Here is a 13,613-nt window from a genome sequence, read left to right as displayed (position 1 = left end):
CAGATAGAAAATCTGTAACTGACCCACCGCTATCGGGAGCAAGTCGAATCGTCGCACCGCCCCTCCCACATTGGATCTCCTGTGTTCAGGAGGGCGGTATTTGCCATAATGCCCCCGCTTTTTTATTTATAGGCCCGGATATGCAGGAAAACGCCCACACCCCCGTCAAAGACGCCGCCCCCACCGGCACCCAGACCCTGCTGCGTGGCCTGGGCGTGGTGCAAGCGGTGGCGGCCGGTGCGCGGGATCTGAAAGAGATCGCCCGGCGCATCGGCACCACCCGCAGCACCACGCACCGCCTGGCCAGTTGCCTGGTGGATGAGCGTTACCTGCGCGTGGTGCCGCAGGTCGGGTACCTGCTGGGTCCGAAGCTGATCGAGTTGGGGTTCCAGGCCCGCGAAGAGCTGCCATTGGTGAACCTGGCGGTGCCGTATCTGGACGAGCTGTCGGCCTTGACGGGCGACACCATCCATCTGGCGATCCGTGAATACGACGACGTGCTTTACCTGCACAAGAACCCCGGTCGCAACGGACCGGAAATGCGCTCACGGGTCGGCCATCGCATGCCGCTGGCGCGTACCGGCATCGGCAAGGCGTTGTTATTGGATGATTCGCCGCAGGAGTGGCAGCGCCTCTACGAAGTCAGCTTGCCGGCGGCAGGCAAAAACCTGCAATGGCCGCAGCACCCGGAGCAATCCTGGGCGCAATTCGAGCAGCGCATGGGTGAATATGTGGCGGGCGGTTATGCTTTCGATCTGGAAGACAACGAGCCGTCGATCCGCTGTGTGGCCGCACCGGTGCGTGATGCCAGCGGGCGGATAGTCGCCGGCATCAGCATCGCCAGTACCGTGCCCTACATGCCGCTGGAGAAAATGGCCGAGCTGATCCCTGTGATCAAGCAGGTCGCAGCCCGGCTGTCAGCGGAGTTGGGCGCGAAAGCCTGATCAGGCTTTCAGGCTCGCCATGTCGATGACAAAGCGGTACTTCACGTCACCCGCGATCATGCGTGCGTAAGCCTCGTTGATCTGACGGATGTCGAGCATTTCGATGTCGCAGGTGATGTTGTGCTCGGCGCAGAAATCCAGGACTTCCTGGGTTTCGGCAATACCGCCGATCAGCGAACCGGCCAGCACTTTACGGCCCAGCACCAGCTTGGCGGCATTGACGGGCGGGTCCACCGGTTCGATCAGGCCTACCAGGATATGCACACCGTCAAAGCGCAGTACATCGAGGTAGGGGTTCAGGTCGTGTTGCACCGGAATGGTGTCGAGCAGGAAGTCGAAGTGCGCGGCCGCGGCTTTCATCTGCTCGGCGTCGGTGGACACGATCACATGATCGGCGCCTTGGCGACGGCCTTCCTCGGCCTTGCTCGCGGAGCGGGTGAACAGCGTCACTTCGGCGCCCATGGCCTTGGCGAACTTGATACCCATGTGGCCCAGGCCACCCATGCCGAGAATCCCGACTTTGTCGCCAGCCTTCACACCGTAGTGTTTGAGCGGCGAGTAGGTGGTGATGCCTGCGCACAGGATCGGCGCGGCGCTGGCCAGGTCGAGCTTGGCCGGGATCTTCACCACGAAATGTTCGCTGACCACGATGCTGTCGGAGTAACCACCCATGGTGTTGCTGCCGTCCACACGGTCCGGGGTGGCGTAGGTCATGGTCGGGCCTTCGAGGCAGTATTGCTCGAGGTCTGACTGGCAGGCTTCGCAGTGGCGACACGAATCGACCATGCAGCCGACGCCGACCAGGTCGCCGACTTTATGTGCGGTCACGTTGGCGCCGACAGCGGTGACCTTGCCAACAATCTCATGGCCCGGCATCAGCGGGTAAACGGCGATGCCCCACTCGTTGCGTGCCTGGTGGATGTCGGAATGGCAGACGCCGCAGTAGAGGATCTCGATGGCCACGTCATCTACGCGCGGGCTGCGGCGTTCAAACGACATGGGGGCGAGGGGAGTGGTGGCCGACTGGGCGGCGTAACCGATGGCGGTGTACATGCTAAACCTCGCTAAAGCTTGGACTGGTGAGGCGGCGCATTCTGCGCGCCGGCCCTGGACGCGAACATGGCAAATGCTCCGAGTCTCATGCCTATTCGTCCGGGACTGGCATTGCTTTGGATGTATTCGCCGTCAGACCTGCGATGATGTTCTCATCCCTTGTTCACGAAGTTTTTTGCCATGTTGTTGACCCGCCATCTCGACGCCAACGCCACGCTGGTGTCCCTGATTGAGGGGCTTGCGCCCCGCGACGGTTTCTCCCCGACTTACCTGCCGGGTGTGCAGGTGCTGCGTGCCAGTTGCGACGTGGCGCGGGGGCCGCAGATTTATGAGCCAAGCCTGATGTTCGTGGCCCAAGGCAGCAAGGTCGCCTACCTTGGCCCGAGAACGCTGGAGTATGGTGCCGGGCATTATCTGGTCCAGGCGATGCCGGTGCCGTTCGAATGCGAAACCTTTGCCATGGCGCCTGGCGCGCCGTTGTTAGGCGTGACGGTGGGTATCGATCGGGTGGTGCTGGGGGAGTTGGTCATTGCCATGGGCATGCAGGGCGGACCACCGCCGACGGCGCAGACATTGGAGTCGATGAGTTCGGTGGTGCTGGACGACGCTATGCGCGGGTGTGTCGAGCGACTGTTGCAGTGTCTGCACGATCCGCTGGAAAGCCGGATCATGGGCCCGGCGCGGGTGCGCGAATTGTTGTTCACCGCGTTGCGTGGGCCACAGGCGGATGTGCTGCGTGCGCTGGTGGAACAGCAGGGGCAGTTTTCGCGAATCGCCACGTCATTGAACCACCTGCATGCCCATTACGCCGAGCCGCTGAATATTGAGACGTTGGCCGGTTATGCCCATATGAGTGCCTCGACCTTTCATGAGCATTTCAAGCGTTGCACCTTGTTGTCGCCGGTGCAGTACCTCAAGCGCCTGCGGTTGTTGAAAGCCCAGCAGTTGCTGCTGGTAGAGGGGATGAGTGTGGCGCAGGCGGCGCATAGCGTGGGGTATCAGAGCACGTCGCAGTTCAGTCGCGAGTACAAGCGCTATTTCCTGCGTAACCCTGGTGAAGAGCGGGCCGCCTGACACCCCACTGTAGGCGCGAGCTTGCTCGCGAAAAACTAATAGACGCCACATTCATTCAGACAGTACGCGTTATCGTTGACGTTTTTCGCGAGCAAGCTCGCTCCTACATGTTGATCGATGCCGCCCACAAAAAAGGCCCCCATCTCGGGAGCCTTTTTTGGTTAAGCGAACGACTTACATATTCGGGTAAGTCGGCCCACCCGCACCTTCCGGTGTCACCCAGATGATGTTCTGCGAAGGGTCCTTGATGTCACAGGTCTTGCAGTGCACGCAGTTCTGGGCGTTGATCTGGAAGCGCTTCTCGCCGTCTTCCTTGGTGATCACTTCATACACGCCGGCCGGGCAGTAGCGCTGCGCCGGTTCATCGTAGAGCGGCAGGTTGGTGCCGATCGGGATGCTCGGGTCTTTCAACTTCAAGTGGCAAGGCTGCTCTTCTTCGTGGTTGGTACCGGAGATGAACACTGAGCTCAGTTTGTCGAAGCTCAGCTTGCCGTCGGGTTTGGGGTAGTCGATTTTCTTGCAGTCTTTGGCCAGCTTGAGGCAGGCGTAGTCCGGCTTGGTGTCGTGCAGGGTGAACGGCATCTTGCCGCCGAGGATGTTCTGGTCGAACCAGTTGAAGCCGGCGCCGATGATCGGGCCGAACTTGTGCATCGCCGGGCCGAAGTTACGGGTGGCGAACAATTCCTCATACAGCCAGCTGGCTTTGAAGCCATCGACATACGCAGTCAGCTCGTCACCGCCCTCGGATTCGGCGAACAGGCGATCAGCAACCGCATCGGCGGCGAGCATGCCGGACTTCATCGCAGTGTGGCTGCCCTTGATCTTGGCGAAGTTCAGGGTGCCGAGGTCGCAGCCGATCAGCGCGCCGCCCTTGAAGACCATCTTGGGCAGCGAGTTCAGGCCACCTTTGCAGATGGCGCGGGCGCCGTAGCTGACGCGCTTGCCGCCTTCCAGGTACTGGGCCAGTACCGGGTGGTGCTTGAGGCGCTGGAACTCGTCGAAGGGCGACAGGAAGGTATTGCTGTAGGACAGGTCGACAATCAGGCCGACCACCACCTGGTTGTTTTCCAGGTGATAGAGGAACGAACCGCCGGTGTTCTCGGCGCTCATGATGTCCAGCGGCCAACCGGCGGTGTGCACCACCAGGCCTGGCTGGTGCTTGGCCGGGTCGATTTCCCAGATTTCCTTCAGGCCGATACCGTAGTGCTGGGCGTCGGCGTCGCTGTCCAGGTTGAAGCGCTGGATCAACTGCTTGCCGATATGGCCACGGCAACCTTCGGCAAACAGCGTGTACTTGCCACGCAATTCCATGCCCGGGGTGTATACGCCTTCTTTGGGCTTGCCTTCGCGGTCGACGCCGAGGTCACCGGTGATGATCCCGCGCACCACGCCGTTCTCGTCGAACAGCGCCTCCTGAGCGGCGAAGCCTGGGTAGACTTCCACGCCCAGGTTCTCGGCCTGCTGGGCCAGCCAGCGGCACAGGTTGCCCAGGGAAATGATGTAGTTGCCTTCGTTGTGCATGGTCTTGGGCACAAAGAAGTCGGGAACCTTGGTGGAGGTATCGCTGCTGCGCAGTACATAGATGTCGTCACGCACCACCGGGGTGTTGAGCGGGGCGCCGAGCTCTTTCCAGTCCGGGAACAGTTCGTTCAGGGCCCGGGGTTCGAACACGGCACCGGAGAGGATGTGGGCGCCGACTTCGGAGCCTTTCTCGACCACGCAGACGCTGATTTCCTTACCGGCTTCGGCGGCCTTCTGCTTCAGGCGGCAGGCGGCAGACAGGCCAGCCGGGCCAGCGCCGACGATGACCACGTCGAATTCCATGTATTCGCGTTCCACAGGCTATCTCCTACTCAAGGCTCAACAGGCTTTTTTTTCTAATGGGTGGAGGTTCGGCGGGGTTCTGCTCAACGGCAGCACCCACCTGTCTCTCTAGGTGGCGCATTATATATAGACCACTGGCAGCGTCCAATACAAACGTTTGTTTGAATTGCCCGCAGCCTAGGTAAATCAAAGCAACGGGGCTTATGACTGACCATTTTGCCGTATTGACCAGAATAGGCGTTCCGGTCAAGATACGGTCGGTTTTGCGCTTCCCGTAGGCAGACTGCAGGTTTCAAGAGCACGTCCAAAGGCCGGCCCAAGGTAAAAATGTGACGCGCCCCCGAACAATGGGGCGCAGTTTACACGCCGCGATAAAGAATGACCTCTCAGTCACCACTGACGAACGGTCGTCACTTCCCGTGTGCAAGGCCACTGCCGAAGTCTTTGGAGGTGCCCTTGTGTGCCGATGAGCATCAACCGCCAGGTTCGCCTAGGCGACTTTCTTTTCACCGGAGAGTAACGAGGAATCCATGAAGGTTCTTGTAGCTGTCAAACGCGTTGTCGATTACAACGTGAAAGTTCGCGTCAAGGCGGACAATTCCGGCGTCGACCTTGCTAACGTCAAGATGTCGATGAACCCTTTCTGCGAAATCGCTGTGGAAGAAGCCGTACGCCTGAAAGAGAAAGGTGTTGCGACTGAAATCGTCGTGGTGTCCATCGGTCCGACCACTGCCCAAGAGCAGCTGCGTACCGCTTTGGCCCTGGGCGCCGACCGCGCAATCCTGGTCGAATCCGCCGAAGAACTGACCTCCCTGGCGGTTGCCAAGCTGCTCAAGGCCGTTGTCGACAAGGAACAGCCTCAGTTGGTGATCCTCGGCAAACAAGCCATCGACAGCGACAACAACCAGACGGGCCAGATGCTGGCCGCACTGACCGGTTACGGCCAGGGCACCTTCGCTTCGAAAGTCGAAGTGAACGGCGACAGCGTCGCGGTGACCCGTGAAATCGACGGCGGCGCGCAGACGGTTTCCCTGAAACTGCCGGCCATCGTCACCACCGACCTGCGTTTGAACGAGCCGCGCTATGCGTCCCTGCCAAACATCATGAAAGCCAAGAAGAAGCCTCTTGAAGTGCTGACTCCTGATGCTTTGGGCGTTTCCACCGCCTCCACCAACAAGACCGTCAAGGTTGAAGCGCCGGCAGCACGCAGCGCGGGCATCAAGGTCAAGTCGGTGGCTGAACTGGTCGAGAAACTGAAAAACGAAGCGAAGGTGATCTGATCATGACTATCCTCGTAATCGCCGAACACGATAACAAGGTGCTGGCCCCGGCCACCCTCAACACCGTGGCTGCCGCTGCGAAAATCGGTGGTGATATCCACGTATTGGTTGCTGGCCAGGGCGCTGGCGCCGTGGCTGAAGCCGCTGCGAAAATCGCGGGCGTGAGCAAAGTCCTGAACGCTGACAATGCCGCCTACGCGCATCAGTTGCCAGAAAACGTTGCGCCGCTGGTTGCAGAGCTGGGCGCTGGCTACAGCCACATCCTGGCTGCCGCCACCTCCAACGGCAAAAACATCCTGCCACGGGTTGCCGCGCAGCTGGACGTTGACCAGATCTCCGAGATCATCTCGGTAGAAAGCGCCGATACTTTCAAGCGCCCGATCTACGCTGGTAACGCCATCGCCACCGTACAGTCCAACGCTGCGGTCAAAGTCATCACCGTGCGCGCCACCGGTTTCGATCCGGTTGCCGCCGAAGGTGGTTCGGCCGCCGTTGAAGCCGTCTCCGCTGCCCACGACGCTGGCACGTCCAGCTTTGTTGGCGAAGAGTTGGCCAAGTCGGATCGCCCTGAGCTGACGGCTGCCAAGATCGTCGTTTCCGGCGGCCGCGGCATGCAGAACGGTGACAACTTCAAGCACCTGTACGCCCTGGCCGATAAGCTGGGCGCTGCGGTCGGCGCTTCCCGCGCAGCCGTCGACGCAGGCTTCGTACCCAACGACATGCAGGTCGGCCAGACCGGCAAGATCGTTGCGCCACAGCTGTACATCGCCGTCGGTATCTCCGGCGCGATCCAGCACTTGGCCGGTATGAAGGACTCCAAGGTGATCGTTGCGATCAACAAGGACGAAGAAGCGCCGATCTTCCAGGTTGCCGATTACGGCCTGGTGGCGGACTTGTTCGAAGCCGTACCTGAGTTGGAGAAGCTGGTCTAATCCAGCCGCTTCACTTATAAAGAGCCCGGTCTTGTGACCGGGCTTTTTTATTCCCTGTAGGAGCGAGCTTGCTCGCGAAAAACTCCCAGGCGATGCATTTATTCAGAAAGCACGCGTTATCGTTGACGTTTTTCGCGAGCAAGCTCGCTCCTACCAAGAACTTTACGAAGGAACATGCCATGGAGCTGCGCCCCTGGACTGTACTGCTGGGCCTTGTGCTGCTGCCGAGCCTGTCACTGGCCGCCGGCAAGTGCGAGCGCCTGGTGATCACCGGCAGCCCGGATGCACCACCTTTGTTGTGGCGTGATCCCCAGGACCCGACGCATCTGATCGGCGCTACCGCCGAGGTGCTGCAACAAGTGGGCAAAGAGCTCGGGCTGAAAATCGACCTGCTCTACGGCGGCAAACGCTCCCTGGCCCTGGATGAAGCGCGCAGCGGGCGCATGGACATCCTCGCCGACGCGCCGTTGAACCTCGGTGAACTGGACAACTTCGACTACATCCATCCGGCGTTGATGCAGACCGATTACCTGGTCTGGACACGCAAGGATTCCCCCCTGGCCTACACCACAGTGGCGGACCTGCACGGCCACAAAGGCGCGGTATCGGAACGCGCCCGCTTGAGCGCTGAATTCGAAGCCTTCGCCGGCCAGCAGCTCAGCCTGCAACGCCTGCCCAATCTGACGCCGGCATTCCAGAAATTGTTGCTGGGTGAGGTGGATTACGTGCTGGCCGGGCGCTATTCCGGCATGGCCATGGCCCAGACCTTGGGCATGAATAACGATCTGGTCGCCCATGAGATGCCTGTCGATCAGCCCGGCTTGTACCTGGCGATTTCCCACAACTCGGCGTGCAATGATCCATGGCTGCGCGGACAGTTGGCGAAAAAGATGACAGAATTGCCCGCGTCCGGTGTCGCGCAAGCCGCGCTGCAGCGCAATCTGGAGCGCTGGAAGGCGCAACTGCAACAGCCTGTCGGCACCCCAACACAGTAGGGATTTACAGTGATTTTTCGACCTCTTTTCGCGGCCCTCTCCGTCGTCGCTCTGGCGGGATGTGCAACCGATCCTGCGCCGAATGAACAAATGCGCCTGACCCAGCAAGCCTTGGAGCAAGCCACCGCGGTCGGGGTCAACGCCGACGAATCGCCCGAGCTGAAACTGGCCGAAGAAAAATTCGCCAGGGCCAAGGCCAACATGGCCGACCAATCCTACAAGCGCGCGCGTATGCGGTCCGAACAGGCTGAGCTGGATGCGCGTCTCGCCGAGGCTAAAGTGCTCACCGCCAAGAGCCAGGAACAATTGAACGTGCTCAATACCCGCATCACCCGCTTGCGTAAGCAGCTGCAGTTGGGAGACGCGCAATGAGCCCGATGATCCGTGGTTTGGGCTGCGTGTTGCTGCTGGGCAGTGCGGCATTGGGCGGTTGCGCCAGCCAACCCAGCAGCGAGCAGGCGTTGCAACAGGCCGGCGATGACTTCCAGAAGGTCAAGGAGGACGCCAACGTGCTGCGCTTCGCCCCCAAGGATGTGATCCGCGCCGGCGAATCCCTGGCCCGTGCCGATCGCTTGTCCAGCTACTGGGGCAGCGGCGCCGATGTGGTGCATTACGCCTATCTGAGCCAGCGCTACAGCGCCATCGCCCGTGAACACACCGAGCAAGGCCTCAACGCAGAACGCGGCACCCAACTCGAATTGGAACGCCAGCGCCTGCAACTGGCCCTGCGCGAAAACAAACTGGCCAGCGTGCAGCAACAGGGCAAGTGGGTTGAAGCACAAATTGCCAGCCTCACCACCCAGACCGACCGTGGCCTGGTGATGACGCTGGGAGATGTGCTGTTCGACACCGGCGAAGCGGAACTGGCCAACTCGGCCAATCGCACGGTGTTGAAGATCGTGCAGTTCCTGCAACTCAACCCCAAGCGTCGGGTGCGCGTCGAGGGTTACACCGACAACACCGGGGGCGAGCAGGAAAACCTCAAGCTGTCCCGCGACCGTGCCCAATCGGTGGCGGACCTGTTGATGGACCTGGGTATCGATGACAAGCGTATCGAGGTCCAGGGTTATGGCGATCAGTATCCGGTAGAAGCCAACGCCTCCGAACGAGGCCGCGCACAGAATCGCCGGGTGGAAATCGTATTCTCCGACGAGAAAGGCCAACTGGGCGCCGCTCGCTGAGCGCCAGGCTGCGATTTAATGTGGGAGGGGGCTTGCTCCCGATAGCGGTAGTTCAGTTGCAACATCTTTGACTGATACACCGTCATCGGGAGCAAGCCCCCTCCCATATTTTGTCAGGCGTACTCCCTTTACAGTTTTTGCTGTCACTCCCTCCCGCGCTCGACTATCGTGACAACTGTCCCCGTACACTTCTAAACTGTGCTGGTATGTTTCACACAAAAATAAAATACCCGTGAAATCGAGTGCTGCGTCATGACCAATCTGTTGCTTTACCAGCGTATTGCCCAGCAACTGGCTGAGGACATCCGACGCGGTGTCTACCAACCGGGGGAGCGCGTGCCATCGGTGCGCAAAATGAGTTCCCAGCTCAATGTGAGCCATGCCACGGTTCTGCAGGCCTATGCCAACCTGGAAGACCAGGGGCTGATCCGGGCGCGGCCGCAGTCGGGCTATTACGTGCACCAGACGCCCGCACTCACGGCGCCGACGCCAGACATCGCACGGGTCGAGCGTCCAGGCTTGGTCACCCGCAGCAGCATCATCCAGCAGGTATTGGTCGAATCGCGCCGTGAAGGGGTGTTCCCCTTGGGCGCTGCGGTGCCGAGTGTCGATTACCTACCGGTACGGGCGCTGCATCAGCAGTTGGCCAAGGTCACACGGTTCCAGAGCCCACGTGCCTTCAGCTATATGTTCAGCCCCGGCTTTGAACCGCTGCGTCGCCAGGTGGCGATCCGCATGCGCGATGCCGGTGTGGTGGTAGACCCTTCCGAGGTAGTGATCACCCACGGCTGCGTCGATGCGTTGCAGATGTCCTTGCGTGTACTCACGCGGCCTGGCGACCTGATCGCCGCCGAATCACCGACTTACTACGGCTTATTGCAACTCGCCGATTTGCTCGGCCTGAAAGTCATCGAGATCCCCAGCGACCCAGCCACGGGCATGAGCCTGGAAGCCCTGCAGCTGGCCGCCAACCAGTGGTCGATCAAGGCGCTGGTGCTCACCACGCGCCTGAGCAACCCCCTGGGTGGCACCATGCCCGAGGAGCGCCAGAAACAACTGCTGCGCCTGGCGTCGGATTTCGATATCCAGATCGTCGAGGACGATATCTACGGCGAGCTGATGTTCGAACTGGGTCGCACCAAGGCTCTGAAAGCCTACGACCGCCTTGACCGGGTCATCTACTGCTCGAGTTTTTCCAAGACCTTGTCCCCGGGGGTGCGTATCGGCTGGATGATCGCCGGCAAGTACCAGCAGGAGATCCAGCGCCTGCAGATGTTCAGTACCCACTCAGCATGCAGTGTCACCCAGATGGGGGTCGCGGCCTACCTGGAAAACGGTGGCTACGACCGCCACCTGCGCTATATCCGCCAGGAATACCGCAAGAACCTCAGCGCCTTCCAACTGGCGGTGCAGCAATATTTCCCCGAGGGCACCCAGATGACCCGTCCAACCGGCGGCTTTATCCTGTGGGTCAGTTTGCCGGGTCGGGTCAATACCCAGGAACTGCACGTGCGTGCCTTGCAACAGGGCATCAGTATTGCGCCAGGGCTGATCTTCAGTAATACGGAACAGTTCAACCACTGTATTCGCCTCAACTGCGGTACCCCCTGGAACCGCGAGGCAGAGCGGGCGTTGATGACCTTGGGCATGCTGGCCAGCCAGTTGTGCCAGGAGACCGGGGCGGTTTTTTGAGGCGTGCAAAGGGGACAACACTGATCTGCGCCCTTGTCATGTCGCCCACAACAAGCGAGCATATGGCCTTCTGCCGTTAACGCTGCTGGCGATATGACTTCTATTTTTCGCGTTACCCTGGTGATTGGCCTGTTGAGCCTGTGCAATGTCAGCACTGTGCTGGCGGAGCCGGTGGCGGATGGCAAGCCGGCAGTCAGTTCTGAACAGAAGACCTCAGCGAAGAAACCAGCTCCCGCGAAAAAAGCCCCCGCCACGCAGAAAAAAACCGCAACGACCAAAAAGCGCGCGCCTGTTGCGAGCAAGTCCAAGTCGGCCCGTGAAGTCGCCAAGACTAAATTGCCACCGGCACAGTTGGACCTTTCGCTGCCTTCGGACATGGTCAGGCTGTTGCAGCCGATCGGCACCATGCCCAAGCCCAAGAGCGTGCCCTTGCTGCCGCCGATGTTTGGCGAAAAGCCCACCGACAACAGTGCGTTCCAGATCAACGGCCGCTTGCTCAGCAATGAGATGAAGCTGCAACTGCGCAACGATGAGCGCCGTGATGTTGAAGGCGCCGCGCTGGATTTTGAATTCAAGCAGTAAACTATGCCGCTATGCGTGACCCAGGTTGCCGACCATCTGTCGCAGACTGGTCGGTCACTTTTGTTTTGTGCGAAAAACCCCTGTTGGACCATTTTAAAACGGCTGTTTAAGGGCGTACTCTAGCCCGGCCATCCCTATTGAGTCGTCGAGGACCTGCTGGTCATGAAATGCCGTGAAGGCTGTGGCGCATGCTGCATCGCCCCCTCCATCAGTTCGCCGCTGCCCGGAATGCCCCAGGGCAAGCCAGCAGGTGTTCGCTGCCTGCACCTGTCGGTCGGACAACTGTGCCAGCTGTTCGGCCTGCCTGAACGGCCGGCGGTGTGCAGTGATTTTAAGGCTGATATCGAGGTCTGTGGCAATGACCAGGCCGATGCAATTCGCTTGATCGGCTGGTGGGAGCAGATGACGGCGGCTTGATGGGCTTTACTATTGGAACTTCAACAATAAGGAATACAACAATGGGTTCGCTGAAACGACTGGCCGTGTTGTTCGGTTTTACGCTGCTGTTTGCTGCTACTGCCCAGGCTGAGGATTGGCAAGTGGCCAAGGACGAAGACGGTATCAAGGTGTCCCTGAGCGAAGTTGCCGGCTCCAAGTACAAAGCGTATCGCGGCGTGACCGTGATCAAGGCGCCTGTGGCCAAGATCGTTGCATTGCAGGAAGACGTGGCGGGTGCCTGCGCGTGGATTCACGAGTGCAAATCCCAGAAACTGGTCGACAAGAAAGGCGATGAGGCCTGGACCTACACGCAATTCAAGGCACCCTTTCCGGTGAGTGATCGTGACTCGTATACTCATGTCACAACCGCTAAAAACGCCGATGGTAGCGTAACCCGCACCTTGCAGGGCGTGCCTACCTACAAGCCGGAAGAAAAAGGCTATGTGCGGGTCGCCCAGGTCGAAGGCTTCTGGAAACTGGTGCCCAAAGGCGCCAATGAGACCGAAGTGACTTACCAAGTGCACACCGAGCCGGGCGGCAGCGTGCCGTCGTGGTTGGCCAACAAATTTGTGGTGGAAGCGCCGTTCAATACCCTGAAGGCCCTCAAGGAGCGCGCTGAAAAATAAGCCCAACTGATCCGGTGCCTCCTGCCTTGGGTGGAACGTTTGGCAAAGCCTCAAGGTCCAGATAGATGTAAGCCCACACATGGGTTTTATCGAGGAGGCACCGATGCCGAAGTGGAATGTTTCTTTCATCAATGACCGTGGCGAGCCGGTAGTCGAGCAATTCGACTGCGAGCATGAGCCGACGCTGGAAGAAGCCGCACAGATGGTGCGGGTGCGTGTGTCACCGGTGTTGGAAAAGCTGGACCTTAACGATCTTGCCGATCGTGTTCCCGATCCCACGGTCAAGAGCCTGCATGATCAAAATGGTATCAAGGACCTCAAAGTCGAACCCGCGGCCTGAACATTTTCTCTAAACCCTTCTTCAAGCACCTCTGGTGGAGGTGGTAGCTTCGCGCTACTCTGCAATCGAGATCAGCGAATGAATCGCTAAGGTCTGGTCTTGTCAGCTACATGCTTGTTTTCCAGCGGTGTTGTTCCTGCCGTAGTACTCGCGCCAGTAGGGCGCGAGCTTCGGGAAGCACGGAAAGTCTATCCATCATTTGAGGAGCACTTTTCATGAGCACAGCCTATCAAGAAGACATCAGTACCAACGTCCTGCGCCGCATGAAAGAAGGCGGTTTCGATTTCTCGCGTTTTCACCCCATTGAGTTCTACGCCATTTTTCCGGATGAGGAACGGGCGCGCAGGGCTGCGGGTCGATTTCGTGGCGAATCCCTGAATGCCCAGGTCAGCGCGCGCGACGATGGCGCCTGGTATCTGGAACTGAGCAAAATCATGTTTGCAACCTACGACGGCATAGGAGACTTCGAGCAAGACTTCGAGGCGGTGGTCGAGCCCCTGGGTGGGATCATCGAAGGATGGGGCGTCAAGCAGGAGGTGCGTGGGTTACCCATGTAGTTGGTGTTTATGAGCAGCGCAGCGTATCGGCTGACCTTTGGGTCGGCCGATTTTGTTTGGGGCTTCGGCAGGAGCGCTGGTTTCGTTGCACGCAA

15 protein-coding genes are annotated in these 13,613 nt (G+C 59.7%); 13 read left to right on the top strand and 2 right to left on the bottom strand.

From position 1 onward, the window contains the following. The first annotated feature begins 140 nt into the window (after positions 1–140). Positions 141–944, top strand: coding sequence for an IclR family transcriptional regulator (locus KVH01_RS22645; RefSeq protein WP_217882984.1), 804 nt, complete (start codon positions 141–143; stop codon positions 942–944). On the opposite strand, the gene KVH01_RS22640 is transcribed toward KVH01_RS22645, so the two are convergent. Next, positions 945–1,997, bottom strand: a complete 1,053-nt coding sequence (locus tag KVH01_RS22640; RefSeq protein ID WP_217882983.1) for an NAD(P)-dependent alcohol dehydrogenase — start codon at positions 1,995–1,997, stop codon at positions 945–947. It lies immediately after the preceding gene. Between the two features lie 180 nt (positions 1,998–2,177). Here KVH01_RS22640 and KVH01_RS22635 point away from each other — a divergent pair, with 180 nt between their 5' ends. Beyond that, positions 2,178–3,071 (top strand): AraC family transcriptional regulator, encoded by an 894-nt coding sequence (locus KVH01_RS22635; RefSeq protein WP_217882982.1) that lies wholly within the window; start codon positions 2,178–2,180, stop codon positions 3,069–3,071. 174 nt (positions 3,072–3,245) lie between these two features. Here the strand turns inward: KVH01_RS22635 and KVH01_RS22630 are convergent, their stop codons facing one another. Continuing rightward, positions 3,246–4,910 carry an electron transfer flavoprotein-ubiquinone oxidoreductase gene (locus KVH01_RS22630; protein ID WP_217882981.1) on the bottom strand — a complete coding sequence of 555 codons (1,665 nt, stop codon included), beginning with the start codon at positions 4,908–4,910 and terminating at the stop codon, positions 3,246–3,248. Positions 4,911–5,425: 515 nt separating this feature from the next. On the opposite strand from KVH01_RS22630, the gene KVH01_RS22625 reads away from it, so the two are divergent. From KVH01_RS22625 to KVH01_RS22575, 11 genes are all read left to right on the top strand, one after another. Next, positions 5,426–6,175, top strand: a complete 750-nt coding sequence (locus KVH01_RS22625; protein ID WP_015885405.1) for an electron transfer flavoprotein subunit beta/FixA family protein — start codon at positions 5,426–5,428, stop codon at positions 6,173–6,175. A gap of 2 nt (positions 6,176–6,177) precedes the next feature. Beyond that, positions 6,178–7,107, top strand: coding sequence for an electron transfer flavoprotein subunit alpha/FixB family protein (locus tag KVH01_RS22620; RefSeq protein WP_057014755.1), 930 nt, complete (start codon positions 6,178–6,180; stop codon positions 7,105–7,107). A gap of 179 nt (positions 7,108–7,286) precedes the next feature. Beyond that, complete coding sequence (locus tag KVH01_RS22615; protein ID WP_217882980.1) at positions 7,287–8,102, top strand: substrate-binding periplasmic protein; 816 nt, start codon at positions 7,287–7,289, stop codon at positions 8,100–8,102. A gap of 9 nt (positions 8,103–8,111) precedes the next feature. Beyond that, on the top strand, positions 8,112–8,474 hold the full coding sequence (locus KVH01_RS22610) for a DUF4398 domain-containing protein (RefSeq protein ID WP_217882979.1): 363 nt from the start codon (positions 8,112–8,114) through the stop codon (positions 8,472–8,474). Next, complete coding sequence (locus KVH01_RS22605) at positions 8,471–9,283, top strand: OmpA family protein (protein WP_217882978.1); 813 nt, start codon at positions 8,471–8,473, stop codon at positions 9,281–9,283. The genes KVH01_RS22610 and KVH01_RS22605 overlap by 4 nt, the downstream gene beginning before the upstream one ends. 252 nt (positions 9,284–9,535) lie before the next feature. After that, entirely contained in the window at positions 9,536–10,975 is a 1,440-nt protein-coding gene (locus tag KVH01_RS22600; protein WP_217882977.1) for an aminotransferase-like domain-containing protein, read from the top strand. A gap of 93 nt (positions 10,976–11,068) precedes the next feature. After that, the gene (locus KVH01_RS22595; protein WP_217882976.1) at positions 11,069–11,557 is read left to right on the top strand and encodes a translation initiation factor 2; all 489 of its coding nucleotides are present in this window, start codon (positions 11,069–11,071) and stop codon (positions 11,555–11,557) included. 162 nt (positions 11,558–11,719) lie between these two features. Continuing rightward, positions 11,720–11,974 (top strand): YkgJ family cysteine cluster protein, encoded by a 255-nt coding sequence (locus KVH01_RS22590; protein WP_043047177.1) that lies wholly within the window; start codon positions 11,720–11,722, stop codon positions 11,972–11,974. Between the two features lie 41 nt (positions 11,975–12,015). After that, positions 12,016–12,621, top strand: a complete 606-nt coding sequence (locus tag KVH01_RS22585) for an START domain-containing protein (RefSeq protein ID WP_217882975.1) — start codon at positions 12,016–12,018, stop codon at positions 12,619–12,621. Between the two features lie 79 nt (positions 12,622–12,700). Beyond that, a complete protein-coding gene (locus tag KVH01_RS22580; protein WP_034126755.1) occupies positions 12,701–12,961 on the top strand; it encodes a hypothetical protein in 261 nt (86 codons plus the stop codon). A 215-nt stretch (positions 12,962–13,176) separates the two neighbouring features. Beyond that, entirely contained in the window at positions 13,177–13,518 is a 342-nt protein-coding gene (locus tag KVH01_RS22575) for a ribonuclease E inhibitor RraB (RefSeq protein WP_003193463.1), read from the top strand. Positions 13,519–13,613: the final 95 nt, after the last annotated feature.

It is taken from the genome of Pseudomonas khavaziana, from assembly GCF_019145205.1.
Taxonomy (GTDB): Bacteria; Pseudomonadota; Gammaproteobacteria; order Pseudomonadales; family Pseudomonadaceae; genus Aquipseudomonas; species Aquipseudomonas khavaziana.
The sequence above is the reverse complement of the archived record's forward strand: the minus strand, read 5'-3'. Positions and strand labels throughout refer to the sequence as shown.

What these genes read in the sequence shown, in the direction of transcription:
- KVH01_RS22645 (WP_217882984.1), top strand. Translation starts at nt 141, where the DNA reads ATGCAGGAAAACGCCCACACCCCCGTCAAAGACGCCGCCCCCACCGGC.
- KVH01_RS22640 (WP_217882983.1), bottom strand. Translation starts at nt 1,997, where the DNA reads ATGTACACCGCCATCGGTTACGCCGCCCAGTCGGCCACCACTCCCCTC.
- KVH01_RS22635 (WP_217882982.1), top strand. Translation starts at nt 2,178, where the DNA reads ATGTTGTTGACCCGCCATCTCGACGCCAACGCCACGCTGGTGTCCCTG.
- KVH01_RS22625 (WP_015885405.1), top strand. Translation starts at nt 5,426, where the DNA reads ATGAAGGTTCTTGTAGCTGTCAAACGCGTTGTCGATTACAACGTGAAA.
- KVH01_RS22620 (WP_057014755.1), top strand. Translation starts at nt 6,178, where the DNA reads ATGACTATCCTCGTAATCGCCGAACACGATAACAAGGTGCTGGCCCCG.
- KVH01_RS22615 (WP_217882980.1), top strand. Translation starts at nt 7,287, where the DNA reads ATGGAGCTGCGCCCCTGGACTGTACTGCTGGGCCTTGTGCTGCTGCCG.
- KVH01_RS22605 (WP_217882978.1), top strand. Translation starts at nt 8,471, where the DNA reads ATGAGCCCGATGATCCGTGGTTTGGGCTGCGTGTTGCTGCTGGGCAGT.
- KVH01_RS22600 (WP_217882977.1), top strand. Translation starts at nt 9,536, where the DNA reads ATGACCAATCTGTTGCTTTACCAGCGTATTGCCCAGCAACTGGCTGAG.
- KVH01_RS22595 (WP_217882976.1), top strand. Translation starts at nt 11,069, where the DNA reads ATGACTTCTATTTTTCGCGTTACCCTGGTGATTGGCCTGTTGAGCCTG.
- KVH01_RS22590 (WP_043047177.1), top strand. Translation starts at nt 11,720, where the DNA reads ATGAAATGCCGTGAAGGCTGTGGCGCATGCTGCATCGCCCCCTCCATC.
- KVH01_RS22585 (WP_217882975.1), top strand. Translation starts at nt 12,016, where the DNA reads ATGGGTTCGCTGAAACGACTGGCCGTGTTGTTCGGTTTTACGCTGCTG.
- KVH01_RS22580 (WP_034126755.1), top strand. Translation starts at nt 12,701, where the DNA reads ATGGGTTTTATCGAGGAGGCACCGATGCCGAAGTGGAATGTTTCTTTC.
- KVH01_RS22575 (WP_003193463.1), top strand. Translation starts at nt 13,177, where the DNA reads ATGAGCACAGCCTATCAAGAAGACATCAGTACCAACGTCCTGCGCCGC.